At 59.1% G+C, this 26,395-nt stretch carries 24 protein-coding genes; 12 read left to right on the top strand and 12 right to left on the bottom strand.

Going from position 1 to position 26,395, the window contains the following annotated elements; all coding sequences use genetic code 11:
- Nucleotides 1-108: 108 nt before the first annotated feature.
- The gene (bioF, locus tag RI101_03580) at nucleotides 109-1,269 is read right to left on the bottom strand and encodes an 8-amino-7-oxononanoate synthase (GenBank protein ID MEC4889121.1); all 1,161 of its coding nucleotides are present in this window, start codon (nucleotides 1,267-1,269) and stop codon (nucleotides 109-111) included.
- A gap of 161 nt (nucleotides 1,270-1,430) precedes the next feature.
- Between bioF and RI101_03575 the strand changes: the two genes are divergently transcribed.
- Nucleotides 1,431-2,216 (top strand): tetratricopeptide repeat protein, encoded by a 786-nt coding sequence (locus RI101_03575; protein ID MEC4889120.1) that lies wholly within the window; start codon nucleotides 1,431-1,433, stop codon nucleotides 2,214-2,216.
- Nucleotides 2,217-2,278: 62 nt separating this feature from the next.
- On the opposite strand, the gene RI101_03570 is transcribed toward RI101_03575, so the two are convergent.
- The gene (locus RI101_03570) at nucleotides 2,279-3,538 is read right to left on the bottom strand and encodes a transglycosylase SLT domain-containing protein (protein MEC4889119.1); all 1,260 of its coding nucleotides are present in this window, start codon (nucleotides 3,536-3,538) and stop codon (nucleotides 2,279-2,281) included.
- Nucleotides 3,539-3,814: 276 nt separating this feature from the next.
- Here RI101_03570 and RI101_03565 point away from each other — a divergent pair, with 276 nt between their 5' ends.
- From RI101_03565 to RI101_03515, 11 genes are all read left to right on the top strand, one after another.
- Nucleotides 3,815-4,957 (top strand): alanine--glyoxylate aminotransferase family protein, encoded by a 1,143-nt coding sequence (locus RI101_03565; protein ID MEC4889118.1) that lies wholly within the window; start codon nucleotides 3,815-3,817, stop codon nucleotides 4,955-4,957.
- Nucleotides 4,958-4,967: 10 nt separating this feature from the next.
- Nucleotides 4,968-6,551: a phosphoglycerate dehydrogenase gene (serA, locus tag RI101_03560; GenBank protein MEC4889117.1), complete on the top strand. Its 1,584-nt coding sequence runs from the start codon at nucleotides 4,968-4,970 to the stop codon at nucleotides 6,549-6,551.
- A gap of 105 nt (nucleotides 6,552-6,656) precedes the next feature.
- Nucleotides 6,657-7,655, top strand: coding sequence for an ATP phosphoribosyltransferase regulatory subunit (gene hisZ, locus RI101_03555; GenBank protein MEC4889116.1), 999 nt, complete (start codon nucleotides 6,657-6,659; stop codon nucleotides 7,653-7,655).
- Between the two features lie 20 nt (nucleotides 7,656-7,675).
- Complete coding sequence (gene dnaB / locus RI101_03550) at nucleotides 7,676-9,031, top strand: replicative DNA helicase (GenBank protein MEC4889115.1); 1,356 nt, start codon at nucleotides 7,676-7,678, stop codon at nucleotides 9,029-9,031.
- A 76-nt stretch (nucleotides 9,032-9,107) separates the two neighbouring features.
- Complete coding sequence (locus RI101_03545) at nucleotides 9,108-10,946, top strand: tetratricopeptide repeat protein (GenBank protein ID MEC4889114.1); 1,839 nt, start codon at nucleotides 9,108-9,110, stop codon at nucleotides 10,944-10,946.
- 498 nt (nucleotides 10,947-11,444) lie between these two features.
- Nucleotides 11,445-12,062, top strand: coding sequence for a prepilin-type N-terminal cleavage/methylation domain-containing protein (locus RI101_03540; GenBank protein MEC4889113.1), 618 nt, complete (start codon nucleotides 11,445-11,447; stop codon nucleotides 12,060-12,062).
- Between the two features lie 84 nt (nucleotides 12,063-12,146).
- On the top strand, nucleotides 12,147-13,118 hold the full coding sequence (locus RI101_03535; GenBank protein MEC4889112.1) for a hypothetical protein: 972 nt from the start codon (nucleotides 12,147-12,149) through the stop codon (nucleotides 13,116-13,118).
- Between the two features lie 6 nt (nucleotides 13,119-13,124).
- Nucleotides 13,125-14,087, top strand: coding sequence for an ABC transporter ATP-binding protein (locus RI101_03530; protein MEC4889111.1), 963 nt, complete (start codon nucleotides 13,125-13,127; stop codon nucleotides 14,085-14,087).
- Nucleotides 14,084-14,845 (top strand): ABC transporter permease, encoded by a 762-nt coding sequence (locus RI101_03525; GenBank protein ID MEC4889110.1) that lies wholly within the window; start codon nucleotides 14,084-14,086, stop codon nucleotides 14,843-14,845. The genes RI101_03530 and RI101_03525 overlap by 4 nt, the downstream gene beginning before the upstream one ends.
- A 120-nt stretch (nucleotides 14,846-14,965) precedes the next feature.
- A complete protein-coding gene (locus RI101_03520) occupies nucleotides 14,966-16,084 on the top strand; it encodes a DegT/DnrJ/EryC1/StrS family aminotransferase (protein ID MEC4889109.1) in 1,119 nt (372 codons plus the stop codon).
- 157 nt (nucleotides 16,085-16,241) lie between these two features.
- Nucleotides 16,242-17,249 carry a trypsin-like peptidase domain-containing protein gene (locus tag RI101_03515; protein ID MEC4889108.1) on the top strand — a complete coding sequence of 336 codons (1,008 nt, stop codon included), beginning with the start codon at nucleotides 16,242-16,244 and terminating at the stop codon, nucleotides 17,247-17,249.
- Between the two features lie 110 nt (nucleotides 17,250-17,359).
- Here RI101_03515 and ilvD read toward each other — a convergent pair whose 3' ends face one another.
- From ilvD to galT, 10 genes are all read right to left on the bottom strand, one after another.
- A complete protein-coding gene (gene ilvD / locus RI101_03510; GenBank protein ID MEC4889107.1) occupies nucleotides 17,360-19,033 on the bottom strand; it encodes a dihydroxy-acid dehydratase in 1,674 nt (557 codons plus the stop codon).
- A 178-nt stretch (nucleotides 19,034-19,211) separates the two neighbouring features.
- Entirely contained in the window at nucleotides 19,212-19,565 is a 354-nt protein-coding gene (locus RI101_03505) for a PepSY domain-containing protein (GenBank protein ID MEC4889106.1), read from the bottom strand.
- 23 nt (nucleotides 19,566-19,588) lie between these two features.
- Nucleotides 19,589-20,182, bottom strand: a complete 594-nt coding sequence (locus RI101_03500; protein MEC4889105.1) for a hypothetical protein — start codon at nucleotides 20,180-20,182, stop codon at nucleotides 19,589-19,591.
- Nucleotides 20,183-20,227: 45 nt separating this feature from the next.
- The gene (locus tag RI101_03495) at nucleotides 20,228-20,863 is read right to left on the bottom strand and encodes a MarC family protein (protein ID MEC4889104.1); all 636 of its coding nucleotides are present in this window, start codon (nucleotides 20,861-20,863) and stop codon (nucleotides 20,228-20,230) included.
- Between the two features lie 31 nt (nucleotides 20,864-20,894).
- On the bottom strand, nucleotides 20,895-21,914 hold the full coding sequence (locus tag RI101_03490; protein MEC4889103.1) for a DnaJ C-terminal domain-containing protein: 1,020 nt from the start codon (nucleotides 21,912-21,914) through the stop codon (nucleotides 20,895-20,897).
- A gap of 113 nt (nucleotides 21,915-22,027) precedes the next feature.
- A complete protein-coding gene (locus tag RI101_03485; GenBank protein ID MEC4889102.1) occupies nucleotides 22,028-22,684 on the bottom strand; it encodes an acyloxyacyl hydrolase in 657 nt (218 codons plus the stop codon).
- Nucleotides 22,669-23,622, bottom strand: coding sequence for an ATP-binding protein (locus RI101_03480; protein ID MEC4889101.1), 954 nt, complete (start codon nucleotides 23,620-23,622; stop codon nucleotides 22,669-22,671). Before RI101_03480 ends, RI101_03485 begins: the two co-directional genes overlap by 16 nt.
- 87 nt (nucleotides 23,623-23,709) lie before the next feature.
- On the bottom strand, nucleotides 23,710-23,907 hold the full coding sequence (locus RI101_03475; GenBank protein MEC4889100.1) for a thiamine biosynthesis protein ThiS: 198 nt from the start codon (nucleotides 23,905-23,907) through the stop codon (nucleotides 23,710-23,712).
- Between the two features lie 84 nt (nucleotides 23,908-23,991).
- Nucleotides 23,992-25,374: a hypothetical protein gene (locus RI101_03470; protein MEC4889099.1), complete on the bottom strand. Its 1,383-nt coding sequence runs from the start codon at nucleotides 25,372-25,374 to the stop codon at nucleotides 23,992-23,994.
- Nucleotides 25,375-26,379, bottom strand: a complete 1,005-nt coding sequence (galT, locus tag RI101_03465; protein ID MEC4889098.1) for a galactose-1-phosphate uridylyltransferase — start codon at nucleotides 26,377-26,379, stop codon at nucleotides 25,375-25,377.
- Nucleotides 26,380-26,395: the final 16 nt, after the last annotated feature.

The raw sequence follows: 26,395 nt of genomic DNA, 5'->3' as shown, positions 1-26,395 counted from the left end.
CCCGCTCAGCTTGGACTGAGCCTGTATATGAAAAATACTATGGGACGATCATGCCATAGCCTGGTGGGAAAGCAAGAAATTCGCAGGAAGATGTGCGGGAGGAAAAGATCAAAGAATCCCAGCGGCGGTTCCCGCTTGCTCGAATGCGGCGAGCGCGGTGTCTAGGTGCTCGGCTGTGTGTTCGGAGGTCACAGTCACACGAATACGGCTGGTGGCCTCCGGCACGGTGGGGGGGCGAATCGCCGGGGCATAGACCCCCCGGGTGAGCAAGTGCTCGGCGAAGGCCAGTGCCTTGTCCGCCTCGCCCACGAGGATAGGGAGGATGGGGCTGACGGTTTCGGTGAGGCGGAAGCCGATGCGCCGGAGTCCCATGTAGAGCCGCTCTCGGTTTTCCCAGAGGCGTGCCCGGCGGGCTGGATCATTCTGAATGACGGCAAGAGCGGCCGTAGCGGCGGCGGCGGCGCTCGGGGGAGGCGCCGTGGTGAAAATGAAGGGCTTGCAGGTATTGATGAGGTACTGGACCAGGTTCGCGCTGCCGGCAATGTAGGCTCCGCTGCTGCCGAGGGCCTTCCCGAGGGTGCCCATGTGAAACGGAATTTGATGTTCGACGCCAAACTGTTCCAATGTGCCCCGGCCCGAAGGCCCCATCACGCCGGTCCCATGCGCATCGTCCACATACAGCATGGCGCCAAAGCGTGTCGCCAATGCTGCCAGTTCGGGAAGGGGCGCCAGGTCGCCATCCATGCTGAAGAGCCCATCGGTCACGATCAGGATCGGCCGGTTGGCCGTGCGCCGCTTCAGGAGGGATTCCAGATGATCGAGGTCCTTGTGCCGGTAGATACGAAAGTCGGCGCCGCTCAGCCGGCAGCCGTCAATGAGGCTGGCATGACAGAGCCGATCAGCCAGGATGAGTCCGCCTTTGCCGATGAGGGCCGGAATGATTCCGAGATTTGCCAGGTAGCCCGACCCGAAGGCCAATGCGGACGGGGTGTGCTTAAAGGCGGCAAGGGCTGTTTCCAATTGTTCATGCGGGGGGAGCGTTCCGCAGACGAGGCGAGAGGCGCCAGCCCCTGTCCCATAGTGCTCGGTCGCCTGGATCGCGGCTCGAATGACTTCCGGGTGGGTCGCGAGACCCAGATAGTCATTGGAGGCCAGGAGTATGACGGTTCGTCCACCGAGCGTGACGGTCGGGCCCGTTGCTGAGCCGAGTGGACGCAGTCGTCTCATCAGAGATTGGTCGGCGAGGTCTTGGAGGCGATTGTGAAACATGCAATGGAAAACCTTAATCCGGCCCCAAAGGGATGAACGAGTCTGTTGCTGCGAGCGCAGCGATTTGTCGGCTATTCCATCTCTGCATTGACAAGGCAAATCGATCCCTAGTATAAGGCCCAGGCTTACATGAAGGGAATGCCTTTCCGGCTGGTTGACGTATGACCTATCGTATTAAAGTTCCTCCGCGGACACTGCCGATGGATGAAGCGCATCTGGCGGGCAATATGGAGCGCCTGTTGGAGACCGTGCGCCTCTATCGCGGTCCGTTGCTCGTGGGCGCCGCTATTCTCCTTCTGGCGGGCGGCATTGTCGGCGGGGTGCTGTGGTATGACGCCCAGACCGCGCACAAAGCGCAGGATCTTGAGCATGAGGCGACGCTGCATTATTTTACGCGGCCCTCTGATGATCCCAAGAAAGCCGATCTTAATCTGAAGGAAGCGGTCGCGCTCTATAGAAAAATCGTTGAGGAGTATCCCCGCACCCAGACTGCGCCAGTAGCCCTGTTTCAGTTGGGCAATGCATTAGTGCAGGCCAATGAGGTGGATGCGGCGATCGATGCCTATAAGCGCTTTATTCTGATGTACGGATCCAATACGTCTTTGCTTGGGCTTGTTCAGCAGCGTCTTGGCTATGCGTACTTATTGAAAGGGGATCGCGATCAGGCCGCCAAAGCCTATTCGTCCGTGCTCGAAATCCCTGGATCCTTGAATCGTGATCAGGCTCTTTTTGAATTGGCCCGCCTTGAGGAAAGTCTCTCCCGTCCGGAAGGCGCCCTGGCGCATTATCAGGATTTGATGAAGAACTATCCGAACTCGCCACTGGCGAATGAAGCGGCGGTCAGAGTGAAGGTGCTCGAGGTCAAGAAATCGCCTGATCCTGCCGCAGCCGCAACTCCCGCTCAAGCTCCCTCAGCGGCTAGCCCAGCCGCCACCAAGAAGCCCTAAGGCATAAACAGGCGCTGCCGTTCTGTTGCTGATTCCGGCAAGGGAGGGGATTGGTCTGTGTGTCATCGCCCGATAATCAGAAACTCACCGGGCTTGATGACGGGACCGGTCAGGTTATTCTTCGTCTTGAGCGTTTTCAGCGGAACCCGAAAGCGTTTGGAAACCTTCTCCAACGTATCGCCTGCGCGAACTTTGTACCACCGGCTGTGATCGGTTTTGACCTGCTTCGCCCGCGCCTGTACCTGTAAGGGCGGGAATTTATAGGTCGGGATACGGTCAAGGAGTTGGCTCACTTTCGAGCTGGTTCCGACGGGGACCTTCAAGTGGTAGGCCGAATCATTGGGCGGCGTGGCATCGCGCCGCAATTCCGGGTTGAGCAGTTGCAGATCTTCGTAAGAGATGCCGGTCGTATTGGCAATGGCTCTGAAATGCAGCGGCCGATTGACGACCACTTCTTCAAACTGGTGCGGGGCGACAGGGTCCTGTGAAAACCCATACTGGTCCGGGTTTCTGGCGATGACGGTGGCGGCCATGATGCGGGGGACATATTGTTTCGTCTCGGCCCGGATGAGCTTGGTTTTGGAAATGTCCGAGAATGTCTCGGCTTGAGCCTTGTGCAGGGCTCGCATCACCTTTCCCTCGCCGGCATTATATGCGGCCATGGCCAGCGGCCAAGTGCCGAACAAATCGTAGAGATCCCGCAAGTATCGGGCTGCGGCCACGGTCGATTTGATCGGGTCGCGCCGTTCATCGACGTAGTGGTCGATTCGCAGGCCATACACCAACCCTGTGCCTTTCATAAACTGCCAAGGCCCTGTGGCTTTGGCTCGCGAGTAGGCGTGGGGGTTGAATCCGCTTTCGACGAGCGATAAATACACGAGATCGCTGGGGAGATTGAATTCCGAAAAGATGTTCTCCACCAGAGGCCGATAGCGGCTCAACCTGATCAGCCATTGCTCGAATCGGGACCGGATGGAGGTATTGAAGAAGTGGATATGGCTTTGTACGGTCGGATCGATCACCACGGGAATGTTGTATACGGGAGCCGCAGCGGTAGTACTGGCCGTGGAGACTGGCGGAACAATGGCGTCTGAAGGAGAGGCCACATCGGGAGGGGAGAGGGTGAGTTCCGTTTCCAGCGGGACTAGATTGGCATCGGGCTCATCGTCTTCCTCGGCGGGCGTCATATCGGGCGCGGCATCGGGGGCGATCTCGGGGGGATTCAGTTGTGCAACGCTCTCACCCGGCAGGCTAAGCAGGGCGGTGAGGAGCAAGAGGGAGAGGATGCCGAGTGTGGAAGCAACGGTTCTCAACTGATCCAAGATAGTCCTCGTGTCCGGTGATCTGTGCGGAAGGTGCTGGTTATGTAGGGGTAGACTATCGATGAGCCTGAGGGTTGTCAAGAAATAGAACAGGTTATGCCATCCCCCGCTCCCGCTCTCACATGGGCCGGAGAAAAGGGCGGACGTGGCATTGGGCGATCAATTCGTACGTGTGTTGTGCCGTGTGATTTCTTGACAGTCTTGTGGCGCTAGTGGTAGCGTACCGCCTCTTTTCTGGTCAATTCCCCACGGTTCTTATCGAAGGAGGATCGGTCAATGTTGAAGCGGTATCTATTGGCCCCCGGCCCCACGCCTGTGCCCCCGGAAGTGTTGCTGGCGATGGCGCGTCCTATGATTCACCACCGGGCGCCTGAATTCGATCCGATCTTTGCCGAAGTCCGCGAGGGACTCAAGTGGTTGTTTCAGACTCAGAATGATGTGTTGATGCTGGCGTCGTCCGGAACGGGCGGCATGGAAGGATCGGTCTCGAACTTTCTGTCTCCCGGAGATAAAGCGTTGTTCGTCAACGGCGGGAAATTCGGCGAACGCTGGGGCAAGATCTGCAAGGCCTTCGGGGTGCAGGCGACGGAAATCAAGGTCGAGTGGGGCCATGCGGTGGATCCGCAGCTCGTGGCCGACGCGCTGAAGAAGGACCCCTCCATTAAGGCCGTGTATGTGCAAGCCAGCGAGACCTCGACCGGCGTGTCGCATGACGTGAAGGCGCTGGGCGAAATCGTCAAGGGCTACGAGAATACGATTCTGGTGGTGGACGCGATTACCGCGCTCGGCGTATTCGATATTAAGACGGATGCTTGGGGGCTGGATGTGGTCATTACCGGCTCGCAGAAGGCGCTCATGCTTCCGCCCGGCATGGCGTTCGTCAGTGTCAGCAATAAGGCGTGGGCGATGGCTGAGCAGGCGAAGAACGCCGCGTTCTATTTCAACTTCAAGAAAGAGCGTGAGAATCAGGCCAAGAATCAAACCTTATTTACTCCGACCGTGTCGCTGATCATCGGGCTTCAGGAAGTGTTCAGAATCATGAAGGCCGAGGGGCTCGAAAAAATGTTTGCGCGGCAGGGGCAATTGGCGCATGCCATGCGTGAGGGTATGAAAGCGGCAGGATTGGCGCTGTTTCCCAAGAATTCCCCCAGCGATGCGTTAACGACGGTCTGTGCGCCGGACGGTGTGGATGGGCAGGCCATCTACAAGAATCTCCGCGTTCAATATGGGATTACGGCGGCCGGGGGACAGGATCAACTGAAGGGCAAGGTGTTCCGCCTTTCGCATATGGGGTATGCCGATCGGTTTGACGTGATTACGGCCGTGGCGGCGACCGAGATGGTCCTGAAGGGACTCGGCCATTCCGTGAAGCTGGGCAGCGGCGTCGGCAAAGCACAAGAAATTTTGATGGCGAAATAGGCAGGTCTTCATGAAAATCCTGATCAGCGACAGTTTATCGAAGCAGGGCGTCGAACTCCTCGAAAAGGCGGGTTTCACCGTTGTGGTGAAATCCAAAATGCCGAAGGAAGAGTTGTTCAAAGAGATACAGGACGCCGATGGATTGATCGTGCGGTCCGGCACCAAGGTGACCGAGGAGCTGATCGCCGCGGCGCCGAAGCTGAAGATCGTGGGCCGCGCAGGCTCCGGCCTCGATAACGTCGATACGCCGGCGGCCACGAAGCGTGGCATCGTCGTGATGAATACGCCGGGCGGCAATACCGTCACGACGGCCGAGCACACGATGTCCATGATTTGCGCCATGAGCCGGCGGATTCCGCAGGCCACCGCGTCGGTCAAGGCCGGCAAGTGGGAAAAAGACAAGTTCATGGGCGTCGAGCTTTATAATAAGGTGCTGGGCATCGTCGGCGTCGGCCAAATCGGCAGCCATTTGACGAAAATGGCGCAAGGCATCGGCATGCGAGTGATTGCGTACGATCCCTATTTGGCCCAGGAGCGAGCGGAGAAAATGGGCGTGACAATGATGGCGCTGCCTGAATTGTTCAAGAGCGCCGATATCATTTCGGTCCATACCCCGTTGACGCCGGAAACCAAGGGCATCATCAACGCGCAGGCCATTGCCACGATGAAGCCCGGTGTGATGATCGTGAATTGCGCCCGCGGCGGGATCATCAACGAGGCCGATCTGGTCGAGGCGTTGAAGAGCAAGAAAGTGGCGGCCGCGGCCTTCGACGTGTTTGAGGAAGAGCCGGTCAAGGCAGATAACCCGCTCTTGACGTTGGACAATTTCATCTGCACGCCGCATATCGGCGCCCAGACGACCGAAGCGCAGGAAAATGTCGCGGTCGGGATCGCCGAACAGGTCGTGGACTACTTTACGAAGGGCGTGGCCAGGGGGGCGGTGAATATTCCGTCGATCGCTCCGGAATTGTTGCCGCGCTTGCAGCCGTACCTGACGCTTGTAGAGAAAATGGGCTCGCTGCAATCGCAATTGTGCCAGGGCGGGATCGAGCGGGTCACGGTGGAATATAGCGGGGAAGTGTCGACGCTCTCAATCGCGCCGTTGACGATCGGCGTGTTGAAGGGTTTGCTGACGCCCATCATGGAAAACCCGGTGAACTACGTCAATGCTCCGGTGGTGGCGAAAGAGCGGGGCATCGAAGTCAAAGAAATCAAGAGTTCGGATGCGGGCGATTTTACCAGCCTGATTCGCGTTAAGGTCGAGGCGGGGAAGGCCACGCATCAGGTGGCGGGCACGCTCTACCATAAGAAAGACGCCCGGGTCGTCGAGATCGACAACTTTAAGGTCGAAGTGGTTCCCGAAGGGCACATGCTGTTCATTCACAATGTCGATCGCCCCGGTGTGATTGGAATGGTGGGCCATGTGCTTGGCGAGAACAACATCAATATCGTGCGCATGCAGTGCGCGCTGGAAAAGCGCGGCGGGAATGCCTTGTTGATTATCGGATCGGATACGTCGTTCCCAGCAGCGGTATTGGACACCATTAAGTCCAGCTCCAATATATTGTCGGTGAAAGTCGCGAACCTTTCCTAACCATTGAGACACGCTCGGTCTGCTATGGCCTCTGCTCCTTCGAAGCCGCCCGTCCCATCGGGGCAGACGAACTCTCTGCGTGAGCGTTCTCTGGTCCCTTCCGGCATGGCGACCATCTTGCCGGCTGCCGCCAAACAGGTGCGGCAGCTGGAGTCGCAGCTGCTCGGCCAGCTCACGCGGCGGGGCTATGAAGAAATCATCCTGCCGACATTCGAATATCTCGACGTGCTTACGCCGGGCTTAGAGCCGGAGCTGATCGAGAAATGTTACAAGTTCGCGGACCGCACAACCGGTCGAATCCTGCTTCTCCGCCCCGATGCCACGGCGCAGATTGCGAGGACCGTTGCCATGGGGATGATGGGGGCCCAGCTGCCTCTGCGGTTGTCCTATCGGACGTCGGTCTTCCGTTATGAACCGGAGCATGCGGGACGGGACCGGGAGATCTTTCAGGTTGGCGCCGAATTCATCGGTGCAGATGAGGCCGCGGCCGACAGCGAAATTGTGACCCTTCTGATCGAGTGTCTGCAGCGGGTCGGTCTGCGTTCCTTCAAAATCTCATTGGGACATGTCGGTTTCTTCAAGGGGCTATTGGTTCGTGCCGGGCTGTCTCCGGAAGGACAGAAGCGGGCCGAGCAGGCGGCGGCGCGTAAAGATCTTCCGCACCTGCTGGAGATTTTGGATCATGAGCGCGTGGCCAAGAAATACGCCAAGAGCATTTTGGAAGCGCCGGAACTCTGCGGCCAGGACGAAGTGCTGGCTAGAGGACGGGAGTTGGCTGGAGGGGATCGGGCACTCTTGCGCGCATTGAGCCGGCTGACGGCGGTGTATCAGTCGCTCTGTAAGGCTGGGCATCAGGATGTGCTCTTCCTAGATTTGGGTGAGTTCCGTGGCTTCGATTACTACGATGGAGTGGTGTTTGACGTATTTGCCGAAGGCGTCGGCGTAGAGTTAGGGGGCGGTGGCCGGTACGATCATCTGATCGGGCGGTTTGGGCGGAATGTGCCCTCCACCGGATTTGCGCTGAACGTCGATCGCCTCTTCCGTGCATTAGGGGACCAGGCTTCTCGCAAAGGTGCTCGGGCTGTGCCCGCACGAAAATCCTGACAGGCGTCGAAGGGGAGTGGATGAAGTCGATGGGGGCGGTCGATCTTTCCCAGCCGAAACTGCCGCCGCAGAATTTGGAGGCGGAGCAGTCGGTATTGGGCGCCATTCTGCTGGACAATGCGGCCATGCCGAAGGCGATGGAGCTGCTCCAGGAAGAGGATTTTTACCGCACGGCGCATCGCAAGGTGTATCGGGCGATGCTCGACTTGTCCGATATCGGCGAGGTCATTGACCAGATTACGCTGACGGAACGGCTGAAGGCCAAGACCGAGCTGGAGTCGGTCGGCGGTGCGGCCTACCTCGCCGAACTCGTGCAATCGGTGTCCAGCGCGGCGAACGTCCGCTATCACTGCAAGATCGTGCGCGACAAATCCGTCGCCCGTCAGCTCATTCATACCTCGACCGAAGTGTTGACGAAAGGGTACGAGGGCACCTCCTCCATCGACGACCTGCTCGATTTTGCCGAGCGCTCCGTCTTCAGTATTGCGCAGGGCAAGCTCGAGCGCGCCTTCAGTCCGATCAACGAGATCATTAAAGAGAGTCTCGACCTGGTCGATCAGCTCTCGAAGCGGAAAGAGCATGTCACGGGTGTGCCGACCGGCTTTATCGACCTGGACGATCTCTCGGCGGGGCTGCAGCCGTCCGACCTCGTGGTCGTGGCCGGCCGCCCGAGCATGGGCAAGACCAGTCTGGCGTTGGGGTTTGCGACCCATGCGGCGATCCATGCCAAATCTGTCGTGGGGATTTTCAGCCTCGAAATGTCCAAGCCGCAAATCGTCTTGCGCATGTTGAGTTCCGAGGCCCGCGTCGATTCGCACGGCCTGCGGACGGGCAAGCTGCAGAAGGAAGATTGGTGGCGGCTGGCGGAAGCGGCCGGCAAGCTGGAGCAGGCCCCGATCTATATCGACGACACCGGCGGCATTACGGTGCAGCAGATGCGCGGGAAGGCCCGCCGTCTCAAAGCGGAAAAAGGGCTGGATCTCCTCATCGTCGATTATCTCCAGCTGATGCAGGGGCGGAGCGATTCGGAGTCACGGCAGCAGGAAATCTCCGATATCTCCCGGTCGCTGAAAGCCTTGGCCAAAGAGCTGAACGTGCCGGTCGTGGCCCTGTCGCAGCTAAGCCGGGCGGTCGAAGCGAGAAAACCGCCGATCCCCATGCTCGCCGACCTTCGAGAAAGCGGCGCCATCGAGCAGGACGCCGACGTGGTCATGTTTATTTATCGCGAAGAGGTCTACGATCAGAACTCCGAGCGCAAAGGCATTGCCGATATCATCGTCAGCAAGCACCGGAACGGGCCGATCGGCAAGGTCGATCTCCATTTCCACAGCAAGTATGCGAAATTCGAGAATCTCGATACGCGCGAAGTTGTTTGACGGGTCTTTTCTCCGCTCGGTATACTTCTTTTCATCAGTGCGGCGCACTCCGAGTCTTTTCCCTCATAAGGGTACCGTGACGACATTACAGAATTCTTCCATCGTGGGCGCATCTTCCGGTCTGGCGCTGTCCCGGTCGGGGAAGCGGTTGTGGCTCGCGCTGATTCCGCTCGTTATCGTGGCTTGCGCAGCGGCACCCAAACCGCAGGAACCGCAGCCAGCCGTCACCGCGAGCGTCACGCCAAAACCAGCCCCTGTGCCCGATGCCTCGGCGGCCTATCATTTTATGCTGGGCTATCAGGCGGAACTGGCGCAGGACACAGAGAAAGCCATTCAGGAATATCGTGCCGTGTTGAAGGCCGATCCGTCTTCCCGTTCCGTAAAGGCCCGTTTAGCGGGGATTTACTTTGGATTGGGCGATCTGCCCAATGCCGTACGGTATGCCGAAGAGGCAGGAGAGGGGGGCGGCCAGGAGGCGCCGCTGCTCATACAGCTAGCCAGCATTTTGGCGAGCGCCGGCAAGGCCGATCGAGCGTTGCATTTCTTGGATCTGGCCATTGAACGCGAGCCTAATAAAGGCGAGGCCTATTTCCATAAGGGCATCATTCTCGTCAATCAAAAACGGATGGCCGAAGCCGAGCAGACGATGAAGCAGGGGCTGGCTGTATCGCCGGACTCGCCCAATGGGCATTATTATCTCGGGCGGATCTATGGCGACGTAGGGAATATGGAGCAAGCCGTCGCCAGTTTTGAACGGGCCATTGTCGTGAATCCCTTGTTTGAGCCGGCCTATCTGGCTGAAGCCTCTCTGTATGAATCGCGGCAGGAGAAAGAAAAAGCGATTGGCATTCTCAGGCGGTATCTCGATCGGGTCAATCCGAACAACAAAGATATCCGGCAACGGCTGGTGCAGCTGTACGTGGCGGCCAAAGACTATGCCGGTGGATTAGCCGAATTGGAGAAAATGCTGGCCGAAGAGCCCGGAGATCTTGATGCCCAGCTCAGGATGGCCTTGATCTATGGAGAAAAAAAAGACTTCCCCAAGGCCATCGAACAACTCCAGGCTGTGCTTACAGTGCGTCCGGCCGAACTGAAAGTGCGGGATTATCTGGGCTATCTCTATGAGGAGACGAGGGAGCTGCCCAAGGCGATCGACGCCTATCAGTTCAATCTGCAACTCGATGCGACCTATGTCGAGAGTCATATTCATCTTGGCGTGTTGCACTATCGGCTGAAGCACTATGCCGAGGCGATCGTTCACCTGAGCGAGGCCACCAGGCTCAACCCCAAGCAACCGGAGCCCTTTATTGTCTTGGGGCTGGCCTATCTGCAGGCTGAGCAGTTTGAGAAGTCGGTACAGACCTTTGAAGAGGGGTTGAGGCATCATCCCAAGCATGCCGACCTGCACTTTAACCTCGGCACCGTCTACGACAAGCTGAACCGGTTCGATGATGTGGTGCGGACCATGGAATCGGCGCTGGCCTTGGATCCGCATCATGCCGATGCCATGAACTATCTGGGCTACAGTTATGCCGATCGCGGGATCAAGATCGAGCAGGCCGTCTCACTCACCAGGCAGGCGGTCGCGCTCAAGCCGGAGAATGGGTATTACGTCGATAGCTTGGGCTGGGCGTTTTTCAAGTCAGGCATGCTGGCGGAGGCACTCGCTGAAATCAAGCGGGCCGTGGCGTTGGTGGGGGATGATGCGGTTATTTACGAACATCTGGGTGAAATCTATGTGAAACAGCAGAAGCTGTCAGAGGCCAGAGAAGCCTGGCTCCATTCGCTAGAACTCGATCCATCGAACGACAAGCTCGCGCAACGATTCCGCGAGCAAGGATTTGGCGATCCCGGGCAGGAAGACCGCATCCAGCAAGCCAAGCGCCGCGTATCAGACAAGATACAGACACCGTAACTTTCCTCGTACAGATTTCTTTCGTTCTTCTTCCCATTCATCAACACCAGAGAATTTCCCCGCCGACAAGTTCCCGGGTTGCGCGTAAAGTGCAAGCGCGCCCGGTTCGATCACATGCATTTCACGAAGAGATTCAATCAGATACGTGCGGTATGTTCGGTTGTAGTCTGTTCAGATCGGATTGTGTACCTCATCCAGAGCTGTCGCGTGAGGAACGTGCGACACATGCACAGAATCGTCGTTGAAGAAGAAAAAGTGCCAATTCTTGGCATCTGTGGGCACAAAGAGGAAAGGCCGTTGGTGATGGATGCGCGATGTCGCGTGGGATGAAATTCGTAAATGATTGATTTCCATACGTCTGGTGATAGAGTCGATTCTGACGCTGACAGGCACCGATCCTGCTAAGGCACAGGTAGGCGGCAGTAGAGGCGCCGCAGATGACCAAGGCACAAGAAGTAAGTTGGGCCCGTCAGTAACCATCAACCAGGAGGCAGTGCAATGTTGAAGTCATTCCGCAAACAAGAGGGTTTCACCCTCATCGAGTTGATGATCGTCGTGGCGATCATCGGCATCTTGGCGGCCATCGCCATTCCGAACTTCTTGCAGTACCAGATGAAGTCTCGGCAGGCTGAGGCCAAGACCAACTTAGGCGCGATCCGGACCTCGATGACCTCATTTCAGGCTGAGCGAGGCTGCTACATTGGCGTCCCCGTTTGGCCAACTGGCAACACACCCAGCACCACGGCTAAGAATACTCCTACCCCCTGGTCAACCGCTGCGACACCAGCGCCTGGTGGCATAACAGACTATTGCACTGTAACCTTTACTGCTCCGGCCACCGCGTCTTTCCTCGACATCGGGTTTGTGGCAACCGGAAGTGTTCTGTATCAGTATGGAGTTGTTCCGGCGGCGACGGGCTCTACAGTGCCAGTCCTGGCATGTGCCCCAGCTGCCTTTGGAACCAACACGAATGCGCTCACGGGTGCTGCTGGAGCGGCTACGGACGTTGGTTTCAATGCGTTTGCACAGTCCAACTTGGATGGAGATGGTACGATTTCACATTGGGGTGCGAGCCAGGACAACGGCTCAGCGGATTGTACTGTCGGAACATTCTAAGCCAAGTAGTTATCTAGGAATGGGTCCTGGCAGCCATTCGGCTGCCAGGACGTTCCGTTTTATTCGCCTGCCGGTATATCTCCCATGGCAGTTTCAAAACCGTTCGTATATTGCCGCAGCACAGTCCTCCTAAATCAGATTCTGCTGGGCTTTGGGGGAGGGGTGTTGCTGCTGATCCTTGGTTGGGTCCAAGGAGAACTCGATCGGCGACAGGATCGAACCGTCATTCAGATTGAGGGGCTCGCGCAGTTGCCCAAAGGCGAATATTTAAAACCTGCCTTGCTCGGCTACCATCACTTAGGGGCCGACCTTCTTTGGCTCAGGCTGTTACAGGTTGTGGGGAAGAGAGGGATTAGCGAAGACGAATACGAGTGGATGTATCATACACTGGATGTCATTACGACGCTCGATCCCCAATATACCTATCCCTACTATGCCGGCGGAGTTGTTCTCGTCGATCAGGCCAACCGCACGGACTTGAGTAATCGCCTACTTGAAAAGGGCGCCAACGAAAATCCCAGTGTTTGGAATATTCCTTTTCTCCTTGGCTACAATTACTATTTTCTGCTAGCTGATCCGGCTAAGGGGGCAGAGTACCTTATGAAAGCGGCTATTCTTCCAGATCGGCCAGCCTATCTTCCTGGGCTTGCCACTCGTATGGCTGCGGAGGCGGGGAATCCTGAAACAGCCATGGCCTTTCTGGACGCGCGTATACGAGAGACGAATGATCCAGATGTGCGAGATGTCTTGGTGAAAAGGATGAAAGAAGTTATCATTGAAAGAGATATTCGAATTCTTGAACGTGCCATCGAAACGTATCAGATATCACATCGGGCTTTCCCGACGACACTCATGGCATTAGTGGCCGACAGGATTTTATCCGGTCTTCCAGTGGAGCCATTTGGCGGTGAATATCGGTTGAATCATGAGACCGGTTCAGTGTTCAGTTCTACCCATCCAGAACGGCTACGCACGTTTTATAAACGTAAGCGGCCACCTGTTTATAGATATCCGAAAATAGAGCCTGCCTATGTGTTCCCTCGGACATGGGAGTAAGTGGTGATGCCTAGTTCAGATGTCGTGGTTCAGATCGATCAACTCTCCAAAGTGTTTCGCGTAGGGTTTTGGGGAAAGCGGGTAACCGCCGTCGATCAACTCTCGTTGAGCGTGCGACGGGGTGAAGTGTTCGGCTTTCTCGGCCCCAATGGGGCAGGGAAGACCACGACGATCAAGATGTTGATGGGCCTCATCTATCCCACAAGCGGACAGGCTTCGATTTTGGGCCATCCGATCGGTGATCCCGCGTCCAAGGCCAAGCTCGGGTTTTTGCCGGAGTCCCCGTATTTCTATGACTATCTCACCAGCCGCGAGTTTCTCAACTTCTATGGCCATCTGTTCGGCCTCTGGGGAGCGGCACTCGATACACGCGTGGACGAGCTGCTTGAATTGGTGGGCATGACCCATGCGCGAGATCTGCAACTCAGAAAGTTTTCCAAGGGCATGTTGCAGCGGGTGGGGATTGCCCAGGCGCTGATTAACGATCCTGAGTTAGTGGTGTTGGATGAGCCCATGTCGGGGCTCGATCCGGTTGGCCGGAAAGAGGTCCGTGACCTCATCCTCCGACTGAAGGAATCGGGGAAGACTGTGATGTTCAGCTCCCACATTTTGCACGATGCGGAACTGCTGTGCGATCGCGTGGCGATGATCATGAAGGGCAAATTAGTCGCCTGCGGGCAGGTGTCGGATCTGATTGAGCGTGGCGCGACTCATGAGGTGGAGATGGTTGTTGATCGTCTCTCGCCAGAAGGACTGGCGCAACTTCGGCTGCTGGCCAGTAAAGTCGTGCTCCATGGGGAGCGGGTCATGGTGGTGCTGGCCAGTCAGCAGTCTGTGGATGAGGCGCTCGACGTGATTCGCGTGGCCAACGCCAAGCTGGTCTCGTTGACGCCGCACAAGGCCTCGCTCGAAGATCTCTTTATCCGTGAAGTGCGGGGCGGGCAGCCGGCGGCGGAGGTGCATGTATGAAAGTGCTGTCGATTGCGCTGAATACCTTCCGCGAAAATTTACGGGACAAGCTGCTCTACAATCTCTTGGTGTTCGCCCTCTTGATGATCGGCAGTTCCTTGCTGCTGATGCGGCTGACGTTGGGTGAGTTTCATCGCTTGTTGCTGGATGTCGGGCTCGGGAGCATCAATATTTTTGGCGTCTTGATTGCGATTTTTGTCGGCATTGGACTGGTCAATAAGGAGATTGAAAAGAAAACGATTTACACCATCGTCTCCAAGCCCGTGGCCCGGTACCAATTTTTGGTGGGGAAGTATCTGGGGTTGACGATTACGTTGTTCGTGAACACCCTCATCATGGCCGGCGGGTTGCTTCTGGTGCTCATTGCGCAAGAGGTGCCGATCGACAGCATGTTATTCAAGGCCCTGGGACTCATCTTTGTCGAGTTTATGGTGATCACGGCGGTTGCGCTGCTCTGCTCAACGTTTACGAGTGCGACGCTCAGCGCCATCTTTACGCTGGCCGCCTATGTCATCGGGCATCTGACGGCTGATCTCAAGACCTTCGGGGCCAAAATGGGCGAGGGGGGGCAGGCGCTGCTCAATGGGCTCTACTATGTCCTCCCCAATTTAGAACGGTTCAATCTGAAGGGGCATGTGATTCACCACCTGGAGGTATCGGGGGCCGATCTGCTGTTGATTGTGGCCTACGGACTCACCTATGTCGCCTTTCTCTTGGTTTCCGCCAGCATCATCTTCCAGCGGCGAGACTTCCGCTGAGGCGGCTGGTCCGCGTCGGGTTATTTCTCCGCTTGCAAAGACAATGCGTCCAGGGTATTGATGGAGCATCGGGTGTTGTGAAGAGCCCATGCTATATCCTCCAATCACGAGCGTAATCGCATGAATATCCCTTTGCTTGATCTCAAAGCTCAATTCCAACCGCTCCGTGCCGAAATCATGGCGGCGGTGCACACCGTGTGTGATGAACAGGGCTTCATCCTCGGTCCTCGTGTCGTGGCATTTGAAGAGGCTGTGGCCAAGTACACCGGCGCCCGTTATGCCATCAGTTGCGCCTCGGGCAGCGATGCCCTGTTGCTCTCCCTCATGGCCATGGGGGTGGGCCACGGTGATGAGGTCATCACCGTGCCATTTACCTTCTTCGCCACGGCTGGCGCCATTTCCCGGCTTGGGGCGAAGCCGGTGTTCATCGATATCCAGCGGGATATCTTCAATCTCGATCCTGCGCAGCTTGAGCGGGCGATCACCCCGAGAACAAAGGCGATCATTCCGGTGCATCTCTTCGGCCAGTGCGCCGATATGGACGCGATCAATCGTATTGCCCGTGCGCACAAGATCCCGGTGATTGAAGATGCCTGCCAGGCGATCGGAGCCTGGCAGGGCGGCAAACGGGCTGGCGTGCTGGGCGAGACTGCCTGTTTCAGCTTTTTCCCCTCGAAGAATCTGGGGGGCTTTGGCGATGGCGGGATGATCACGACCAACGATCAAGCGCTGGCGGATTCTCTCTCCATGTTGCGGGTGCATGGAAGCCGCGTGCGGTATCTCCATGAGGCGATCGGCATCAATAGCCGCTTGGATGCGCTCCAGGCCGTCGTGCTCCATATTAAATTGAAATATCTCGATCAGTGGGCCGAAGGCCGCCGGCGCAATGCGGCTCGGTATGAGCAGTTATTCAAGGATGCCGGGTTGCTCGATCGAGTCACCTTGCCTGCGACCAGGCCGGGGAATTTCCACGTCTATAACCAATATACCGTTCGTGTCTCGAAACGAGACGAGCTTCGCGCCTACCTCAAAGACAAAGGGGTGGGGACGGAGATTTATTACCCCCTGCCCATGCATCTCCAGCAGTGCTATCAGGATCTTGGCCATCGAACAGGAGCGTTCCCCGAGTCTGAGCGGGCGGCGGCAGAGGTGCTCTCGCTCCCGGTCTTTGCCGAACTCTCCGAAGCCCAGCTCGCCTATGTCGCCGAGATGATCGCCGGATTCTACAAGGGCCAATAGCCGGTTCCTGCGTCTTCCGGGTGGGCCCATCATCCGGTCAACGATGGGTGCCTTCCGGCGTTCATTATTCTACGACGATCGACGTTGGTCTGGCCCATTGCGCCGGAGCCATAGGCTCATGGGCCGGTTCCATTCTTGGCGGTCAAAGGGGGACGCGATGAAATACGGCCTCGTACTTGTGGTTGTGTGCTGCCTTAGCGCAATGGCAGAGGCGAAGGACCTCTCGCCCCGAGACATTTACGAACAGGCCTCGCCGGCGGTTGTCATGGTGATGGGGCATCCCGACAGCGGAAAAAACGGAAGTGGCGGAACCGGATCCATCATTCAATCCGACGGGCTGGTGCTGACGAATGCGCATGTCGTGATCGACGACAAAACCGGCAAGCCCTATCCGCGGTTGTCGGTATTTCTGAAGCCGGCACGGGTGAGCGGCGATTCACAGGCCGATCTCTCACGGATGCTGCGCGCTATAGTTGTGGCCTATTCCTCACCGCTGGATCTGGCGTTACTGAAGCTTGAGGGGGTTGCGGGGCCGCTCCCTACGATTGACCTCAGCGATTCCGCCGGTACGAGAATCGGCGATCGAGTGGTGGCGATCGGGCATCCGGAGCAGGGCGGACTCTGGACCTTGACGACGGGGGTCATCAGCGCCGAAGTCGATAATTTCAACGGCGTGAAGGGCAAGCACGTGTTTCAGACGGAAACGGGCCTGAATCGGGGCAATTCCGGCGGCCCGCTCGTCGATGGCGAGGGGCACATGATCGGAGTCAATACGGCTATTGCCCGTGTGGCGCCGGATGGGCTGCCGATTACCAGTATCAGCTTTTCACTCAAGTCGGCGGTGGTAAGACAATGGCTCCGCGAACAGGGCGGGATCAGCCAGCAGCCCGCCTCGTCCGTTCCGGCACCAACGCGTGCTGCGGTTGAGGCTCCGGTAGGCCAGGCGGCCCCTCCTCATGCGCTGGCCTCCCCGAGTCCAGCCCCAAGCCAGGTTCCTGCGCCGAAGGTTGCCCCTGTAAAGCCGTCCGTGCCGCCAACGTCTGCAGAGAGTCTTTCTCCCGTGCGTTCCTACAACCTGGACGAGCTGGTCAGTGATCGGGCAAAGGCCGAAGCTGATCTTGAAGGCATGATCTCAGAGATGCGCGGCCGATTGAAGGGGCGGTAACGACACCAACGTGTTGTGATGAGGTGACGCGTGATGGCCTCGGTCGTCTGTCTGGCGGTTCAGGCCAGACAGACTAGATAGACCGAAGAGACCAGACAGACCGTTTCTTCCTAGGTCGTGATCGCCCCTTCCGATGCCGAGGAGACATGGCGGGCGTACTTGCCAAACACTCCGGTGGTATAGCGCGGCTTGGGATGTTTCACTTTCTTCAAGCGCGCTTTGATTTCCTTCTCGGTGAGAGCCACATCCAAACGACGCTTGGCGATATCGAAGGTGATGAGATCGCCGGTCTTGACCGCGCCGATCGGTCCGCCTTTGATGGCTTCCGGGGCGACATGGCCGGCCATGAGGCCGTGTGTGGCCCCGGAGAACCGTCCATCGGTGAGCAGGGCGACGGAGTCGCCCAGCCCGGCCCCCACGATCGCCGCCGTGACGCCCAGCATTTCTCTCATGCCGGGGCCGCCTGACGGGCCCTCGTAACGAATAACCACGACATCGCCTGCCTTGATCCGTCCTGCTTTCACGGCGGCAAAGGCATCTTCTTCCCGCTCATAGACCTTCGCCGGGCCCTGGAACTTCATAATGGAATGTCCGGCGACTTTCACCACGCAGCCTTCCGGCGCCAAGTTGCCCTTCAAAATGACCAATCCGCCTGTGGGCTTGATGGGGTTCGAGAGCGGGCGCAGGACTTGTTGCCCCGGCGTTTCTTTCCCTGTGGCAGCTTCCTCGCCGATAGTCCGGCCGGTGACCGTGGGCTGATTCGCGTGCAACAGGCCGGCGTCCAGCAAGCGTTTGGCAACCAAGGTGGTGCCGCCCGCCGCAAAGAGGTCCGAGGCCGTGTAATGACCACCCGGTTTGAGGTCCGCGAGAAGCGGCACTTTGCGGTTCAGTTTGTCGAAGTCGTCGATGGTCAGCTTCACGCCCATCTCGCGGGCGACGGCCAGCAAGTGCAGCACGGCGTTCGTCGATCCGCCGGTCGTCGCCACGGCGGCAATCGCATTCTCCAGCGACTTGCGGGTGATGATCTGCTTCGGGCGGAGATCCCGCTTGATCAAGTCCATCACCATCTTGCCGCATTCAAAGGCGACGTCATCTTTGTGCGGATCCATGGCGGGGACGCCGTTGCGGCCCATGGGCGACATCCCGAGGAACTCGAAGGCAATGGCCATGGTGTTGGCGGTAAACTGGCCTCCGCACGCGCCGGGTCCCGGGCAGGCATGGTCTTCCAGATCCTTCAGCTCGGCGTTCGTCATGTTGCCGCAGGCATGTTTGCCGACGGCTTCGAAGACGTCCTGAATTGTCACGTCATGCCCCTGGAATTGGCCGGGCATGATCGATCCGCCATAGAGCATCACCGAGGGCAGATTCAGCCGGGCGAGCGCCATCACGGTGCCGGGAATGGTTTTGTCGCAGCCGGAGAGCGCTACGACGGCATCGAACAGATGGCCGCGAGCCACCAGCTCGATCGAATCCGCGATCACTTCCCGGCTGATCAAGGAGGCCTTCATGCCTTCCGTGCCCATGGAAATGCCATCGGACACGGCGATGGTGTTGTACTCGATCGGCGTCCCGCCCGCCGCGCGAATGCCGGCTTTCACCCGTTCCGAGAGCCGCCGCAAATGGTAATTGCAGGGCATGACCTCGATCCAGGTGTTGGCCACACCGACGATCGGTTTGGAGAGATCTTCGTCGGTGAACCCGACCGCTTTCAACATCGCCCGGGCCGGTGCCCGGCCCGGGCCAACCAGCAGATCGTGACTCTTGAGCTTTAACTCTTTCGGCATAACATCCTCTTTCAGGCTGCTGAAAATGCCCTCCAGCTTCGTTCTCAGTCGTTCGGCCCCCTCAACGTACCCTGCCTGCGTACGCCTCGGGGCCCTCTCTCCTTGCGGCCTTGCTGGACGGCATTTTGATCAGCCTGGGGAGCAGTCGACCTATGGTTGAGAAATGAGAAGGCAGGAATTACTTTCCTTTCTTGCCTTCTTTTTTCTTTTCGTCTTTCTTGTCTTTGGCTTCGGTGTCGAGCACGGCTCCGGTCACGGCGTCGATGCACACTTCCGTCACCTTCCCATCCGCGCCCAGCACTTCCACTTCCCAGACGATCTTGTCGTGCTTCTTTTCGAGTTCCGCTTCGACCACCGTGCCTGGCACCTTGTCGGTCGCGGCCTTGACCGCTTGATCGATGGTGAGTTTGGCTTCTTTCACCAGGACGGCGATGTCGCCACCCTCGTCCTTCTTCTTGTCACTCCAAGCCGGAGAGCCAAGGGCTAAGACGGTTCCGACGGTGAGCGTGAGGATCAGGCTCAGGGATTTCATGGGCGACCTCCTTGGTGGATGCGTTATTGCGCGGACGGGGTGCTCTTGTGGGGGTTGGCACCGCCATGGGGATTGGCTGCCCCGCCGCCATGCGGGTTCCCGTGGCCGCTGCCCTTGTGCTCCTGCATCATTTTCTCGTGCTCGCTCTTTTCCTTGGCGCGTTGTTCCGGGGTCAACAGGCCCAACACCTCGCGCTTGGTCTTGATCGACGTCAGGCGCAGGCCGACTTGCAGGTCTTCGCTCTGCTTCAGCTTGGCTTCGATGGCCCCGAGATCGGATTTCTCCTCGTCGGTCAGGGCTTTCAATTCACGTTCCGCGACCTGGATATCCGCTTCCGCCTTGATGCGCGTCTTGTCCAAGTTGAGCTGGATCTCCTTCAGCTTGGCGACCTGGTCGGCGGTCAGGCCGATTTCCTTTTCATGCTTCAGAAGGTGGCGGATGAGATGGCCGGTGCTGCTGTGCATCATGCCCATGCCAGGGCCGCCCATGGCGCTGTGGCCGCTGCCGGCATGGCCTTCTTTTCCATAGCCTTCGGCCCAGACGCCGGACGTGCCGAGCACGAGGCTGAATGCGGTTGCAAGGCTCACCGTCAAGAGTGCGGTACGGGATCGTTGCATACTGTCCTCCTTGGTTGATGTCATAAGATGATGAATGATCTGAGATTATGGCTGTAATAGCCCGCCTGTTCCCTTCAGCCCATTAAACAGAAACTGGACCGCCAGTGCTGCCAGCAACAGCCCCATCAGGCGGGTCACGATCTTTTCGGCCATCGGGGGCAGCCATTTGGCGCCCGTCGCGCTGAGGGCCAGAATGATGTAGCTTGCCAGACCGACCACCACAAGGCAAGCGAGTAAGATACCGCGTTGCGCGAGCCCTGCGGCCTGGGCATCCAGCAAAATGACGGTGGAGATGGCGGCGGGGCCTGCCAGCATCGGAATGGCCAGGGGCGTAATCGCAATGTCGTCCTTCGCGCTCGCGGCTTCTGTTTCCGCCGCCGTTTCCATCACCGGCGAACGCTGCGCCCGCAGCATATCCAGCGCCACGAGAAGCAACACGAGCGCCCCGGCGACTTGGACGGCAGGGAGGGTGATGCCCAGGAGATTGAACAGGGATTGGCCGACGAGGGCGAATCCCGCCAGGACGCCGACCATGACCAGGCAGGCCACGCGGGCCATCCGGAGGCGCTGCTGGACTGTATCGCGCGCGGTCATTGCGAGGAAGGCGGGGACGGTCGCAATCGGATCGACAATCACGAAGAGCGAGCTGAAGGCCAGGAGGGCATACTCTGTGAGTGGCATGGGGGGAGGATCTCCGGGACGTCCGGTGTGGTTAGCTCCGTTGCGCCGCCGCGAGCAGCTCGGCTCGCGGGTCGCCCGGTTGCAAGCGGCCCAGTTGCGCATAGAGCGCGCGTTCTTCGTCGGTCAACGAGGCCGGCATCACGATCTGCAAGACGAGAAAGAGATCGCCGTGGCCTCCTGCGGCGGTCGGCAGCCCTTTGCCTCGGAGGCGCAGCTTGCTGTCGGCCCGGCTCCCGGCAGGAATTTTGACGCGCACCGGTTCGGTCAGCGTCGGAGCCATGACCTCGGCGCCGATGGCGGCTTCCCAGGGCCAGACGGGGAGCGTCGCGTGCAAATCGCTGCCTTGGCGGCGAAAGATCTTATCGGGCGCAATGGTGACATGGAGGTAGAGATCCCCGCGTTTGCCGCCATTCATGCCGGGCTGGCCTTTGCCTGCCACGCGTACCCTGGTGCCGTCCTGCACGCCGGCCGGGATTTTTACCTCGATCGTTTTTGATTCCATGAGGCTGCCGGTTCCGAGGCACCCCTGGCAGGGGCGATTCTTGATGGCCCCGTTGCCCTTGCAGGTAGGACAGGGGGCAGGCTCTTGCAAATTCACCCGCTTTGTCACGCCGGTGAGGACTTCGCGCAGCGAGAGCGCAGCCTCGGTTTCCAGATCCTCCCCCTGGGCCGCAAATCCCCGTCCTCCGCTGCTCCGGCCTCGTCCCCCGAAGAGATTTTCAAAGATATCGGAGAAGCCTTCGCCACTGAAGGAATGGGCCTGGGTCCGGCCTTGTGCTTCGGCGGCCTGGCGGGCGCGCTCGTAGGCTTCGGCCTGTTCCCAGTTCGAGCCATGCTGATCGTATTTCTTGCGTTTATCCGGGTCGCTCAGAACCTCGTGTGCCTCGTTCAACTCCTTGAACTTCTTCTCCATCTCGGTTTTCTTGCTGCCGCTGTGCATGTCGGGATGGAGTTGGCGCGCCAGGCGGCGGTAGGCCTTCTTGATCTCGTCCGCCGACGCCGACTTGGGGATTCCCAGTACTTGATAATAGTCGCGTTCACTCGTTGCCATGAGCCTGCTCTCTGGATTGGGGGGCCGCTACATCGAAGATAATTTCGCAGCTTACGGGGTCAATCCCCTCTTTGCAAGCCAAGAACGGTCCGGGACCGCCATCGAGGGGGCGCTCAGAACCCTTGATAGGACAAGCCGAGAAAGGGGAGCCCGAAGTTCAGGCCGGAGTTGGGCTGACGCGTCCCGGCATTGGAGATGTGCATGACGCGATAGCCGGCGTCGATCGTCCAGGCTCTGGTCATGTGGTAGGAGCAGCCTGCGCCACCCCACACGAGAAAATTGAATTGCCCCGGCTGTTCGGGAACCCGGCCGCCGAGATCCGTCCACACGGGGCCTCCGCCTGCTTCGAGGAACGGGCGCACCCGTCCAAAGGCCGTGGAGGTATAGACCAGCTTCGGCGTAAATCCGATGCCATAGGCGGTGATCGGCTCGTTGGTATGAAAGGCCACGATCTCCGCGCCGAGTGCCAACTGGCCTTGGTACCAGCCTGAGCCAATCGGTTCCGTGAGCGTGACCCTCCAGGAGGGCATGACGGCTTCTCCAAAGAGTTTTGAGGATTGGCTGGAGAGCACCCGGACGGGAAAGAATGGGCCGGCGGCCATGCCGATGGTGTGGGTGCCGACAGGTGTCGATGCGGGAAGGTCCTCTGCCGCCGCCGGACGGTCCATGAGTCCGCAGAGCATGAGGAGGAGCGTCACGATCAGCCCGAAGGTTGTCCGTACCAGCCTTCGTCCGGGTATGGGAACGTCGTGGATCAGGCCGGTGGGCATGACGAAGCGGAATGGGTTTTGGCGCGCGCCATCATTTTGCAGTAGGAGCAGACTTCAGCGGTCGTCGGTTGCTGGCAGACCGAACAGGGGTGGAGAGAGGCCTGGTCGCGTTCCGCCATCGTCGTGGGCGCCGTCTCCGGCTTGTGCTGTTTGTCGAGAAAGCCCCAATAGAACGCTTGCTTGGTGCCGGGCGATTCGGTTTCCAGCCGGTTGAGCACCTCTTTATAGAGAATCGTGCGCGCGCCCTTCGCCATCGGACATTCTTCGACGATGTAGTCGATCCGGTTCAAGACCGAGTAGGCGGCGAGCTCCCGTTCGGAGAGCCGATAGAGCGGCTTCACCTTCTTGGCGAATCCTTCCAGCGAGGCTGGCAGGCTGGGAGTCTGCTTATCCAGATATTCCTCCTGCCAGCGGAGCACGTTGCCGAGGAGGCGGGCGGCTTCGTCGTCCAGATTATGGCCGGTCGCCATCACGTCGTACTTGTGCTCCAGCGCCACGCGGTTGAACTGGTAGCGCTTGATCGTGCCGCAGGCCGAGCAGGCAGGGCGATGAATCAGCTGCGCCAGTTCCTTGATCCCGGCCCCGGCCTCTTCCTGGACGGTATGCACGTGGAGAGTGGCGCCATGCGCCGCCGCGGTGGTCTCGGCAAACTTCGTGACTTTCCGGTGCGATTCTTCCGAATAGGTCCCGATGCCGAGATTGACGTAGAGGGCATCGGCTTTGTAGCCCAACTTCAATAAAATGTCCCACAGCGCCAGACTGTCCTTGCCGCCGGACACGGCCACCAGAATCCGGTCGTCCTTCCCGAACATCTTCTGCGACTTGATGGCCTTGGCCGTCTGATCGTGGACGAAGACGTTGAAGCAGCCTTTGCAGAAGGCGGCATTGTGGCGCGGCAGATCGATCACCGCTTTGGTTTTGCATTTGGTGCAATTCATATTTTTACGGCGCGAGGCTCGTGGCGAGAGGCAAGGGGATAGGGAATTGCAGCCCTCGTGCCCCTAGCCGCTTGCCCCGTGCCTGTTTCAATTTCCACCGGAGATCACCGGTCTGATTTCGATCAGGTCCTTGTCATAGAGCATTTCGTCTTCGGTCACGAGTTCATCGCCGCGGATGACGAGGTGTGCTTCGACGACGAGGTTCAGCTCCTTGAGCAGCTCTTTGGCCTTCTTGGGGCCTTTGATTTCGACACTTCGCGTGGGATGGCTGAGTTGGATCTGCATGCCGCGATCATATGCCGCGGATATGTGAGGGAGCAAGGGGCTTGGGGAAGTGATGGGGGATGTGTGATGAGTGGGGGGATTGGGTTAAGACGTCGCGGAGTGAATTCTGCGGGCGTAGGCCAGGCCCTCGTCGAGGGTCGAGAACACGCCATCCAGTTGGGCTTCGTAGCAGGCCTCCAGCAGCGTGCCCATGGCGGGGCCTGGCGGGACTCCCAGTTCAAGCAGATGGCGGCCCATCACGATCGGCGCCGGCGCCTCTCGTTCGACCGCCAGTTTCCGTGCCTTCTCTAGCAGCCAGACGCCGGCGGGAAAGCCGTCGTCCGGTTTAGGGGGGCGGCCCAGATGATCGGCGCGCGCCACTCGCACGAGGCGATCGATCCGTCCGACCTGTTTGGCCAGCCGGCGGACCGCGCTATCCGAGGCCTGAGCGTCGTAGAGCTGGCGTGGGCGCAGGTGGCAGCGGACGAGCAACACGACCTCATCTGCCAGGCCTTGTTGATTGGTCAGGCGTTCGAGAAAACGTCTGGTCGGCGCCTCGCCTTCCGGTTCGTGGCCGCGCGAAGTGATCCGCCCCGCCTCCTCTTTTGTCGTGGCGGGCTTCCCAAAATCATGGCAGAGTACGCCGAGCCCCACAGCCAGATCATCGTCATTTTGGCCGGTTCGTTCAGTGGCGAAGGCATCAAGGCAGTGCAGTGTATGCACCCATACGTCCCCTTCCGGGTGCCATTCCGCATCTTGAGGGCAGCCCTGCAGGGCTGCGAGCTCCGGATAGAACCGCAGCCACTCGCAGTCATGCAGCCAGTGCAGCCCCGCCGAGGGTTTCGCGCCTTGCAACAGCCATTTCTTCCACTCATCCCACACTCGTTCAGAGGGCAGGGTATCCTGCGTGAGCGTTCGACAGAGCGCCAGCGTGTCCGGCGCGCCGGTCAGATCATAGCGGGCGGCCAGTTGCATGCCGCGCAAGACGCGGAGCGGGTCTTCGCTGAAACGGTCCGAGACATGGCGCAGGCAGCGTTGGGCGAGATCCGCTCGGCCGTCGAACGGATCACGGAGTTCCAGCGTGTCGGGGTCCCAGGCCATGGCGTTGATGGTGAAATCGCGCCGGGCCAGGGCCTCGTCGATGTCCATGTCAGGATCGGCTTGTTGCAAGAGTCCGGGGATGGAAGGCTCGCCCATGAGGCGGCGCGTGGGGAGCGCGATGTCGATCGGCAGACCGGCCAGCTTGAAGACGCCGAAGGCCTTGCCGACGAACTGCACGGGGACGTGTTCGGTGAGCAGTTTGTGCAGCAGCCCCGGCGGGAGGCCGTGGATTTCGAGATCGAGGTCGCGCGGTTGCCGGCCGAGCACGAGGTCGCGCACGCAGCCGCCGACCAGCCAGGTGCGGCCGCCGGCGCGGCGGATTACCTGCTCAATCTGCCGCAGCGGCTGCGCGAGCGCGGGATTCTCGATGCGAAAGCGCGCGGGCACTTAGAGCTCCGCGTCTCGCAGGCACTTCGCCGATTCTTCCGGTGACACGGGGTTGATGTAAAAGCCGGTGCCCCATTCAAAGCCGGCGACCTGCGTGAGTTTCGGAATAATCTCCAGATGCCAGTGGTAATAGTCTCCGGTCTTTTCGTGCAGCGGGGAGCTGTGGAGGACGAAGTTGTACGACGGCCGCGCGAGAACCTTGTCCATGCGGCGGAGCGCTTCGGAGAGCATCGGGGCCAAAAATTCGAATTGCGACTTTTGGCTTTCTTCAAAGTAGGCCGCATGGCGCTTGGGGAGAATCCACATTTCAAACGGAAAGCGCGGGGCAAAGGGTGTGACGCAGAGGAACTCGGGATTCTCCGCCACGATCCGCTTTCCGTCCGAGAGGTCTTGCCGCAGGATGTCGCAATAGATGCAGCGCTCTTTCTGCAGATAGTGCGTCCGGCACCCGTCGAGTTCCTCCAGGACGCTGGTCGGGATGACGGGGAGCGCGATCAGCTGGGAGTGGCTGTGCTCCAGTGTGGCGCCGGCTGAGGCGCCGTGGTTTTTGAAGATGAGAATGTAGCGGAAGCGCTGGTCTTTCCTGAGGTCCAGCATCCGGTCGCGATAGGCCCAGAGCACGTCTTCGATCTTTTTGGCCGGCAGGTCGGCCAGGCCGGCCGTGTGCTCCGGCGTTTCGATGATGACTTCATGGGCGCCGATGCCGTTCATGCGGTCGTACAGGCCGATGCCCTCGCGGCCCATGTCGCCCTCGACTTGCAGGGCGGGGAATTTGTTCGGGACCACGCGCACGGTCCAGTTGGGCGTGTTGGGCCCGGCGGGTTGTGGCCGGTAGGCCATGATTTCCTTCGGGGTCAGCCGCTCCTGACCTGGACAAAAGGGACAGAGCGCGGTGGAGAGCGGGCGCGCGGGCTGCAGCTGGACAAAGTCGTGCGGGCGGCCGCTCCGCTCCGTGGAAATAATCACCCAGCGGCCGACGATGGGATCGCGTCGAAGATCTGGCATGTATTCCTCCGTGTTG

Source organism: Nitrospira sp., assembly GCA_035968315.1.
In the GTDB taxonomy this organism is placed as follows: domain Bacteria; phylum Nitrospirota; class Nitrospiria; order Nitrospirales; family Nitrospiraceae; genus Nitrospira_D.
This window is presented reverse-complemented; position numbering and strand designations above follow the sequence as displayed.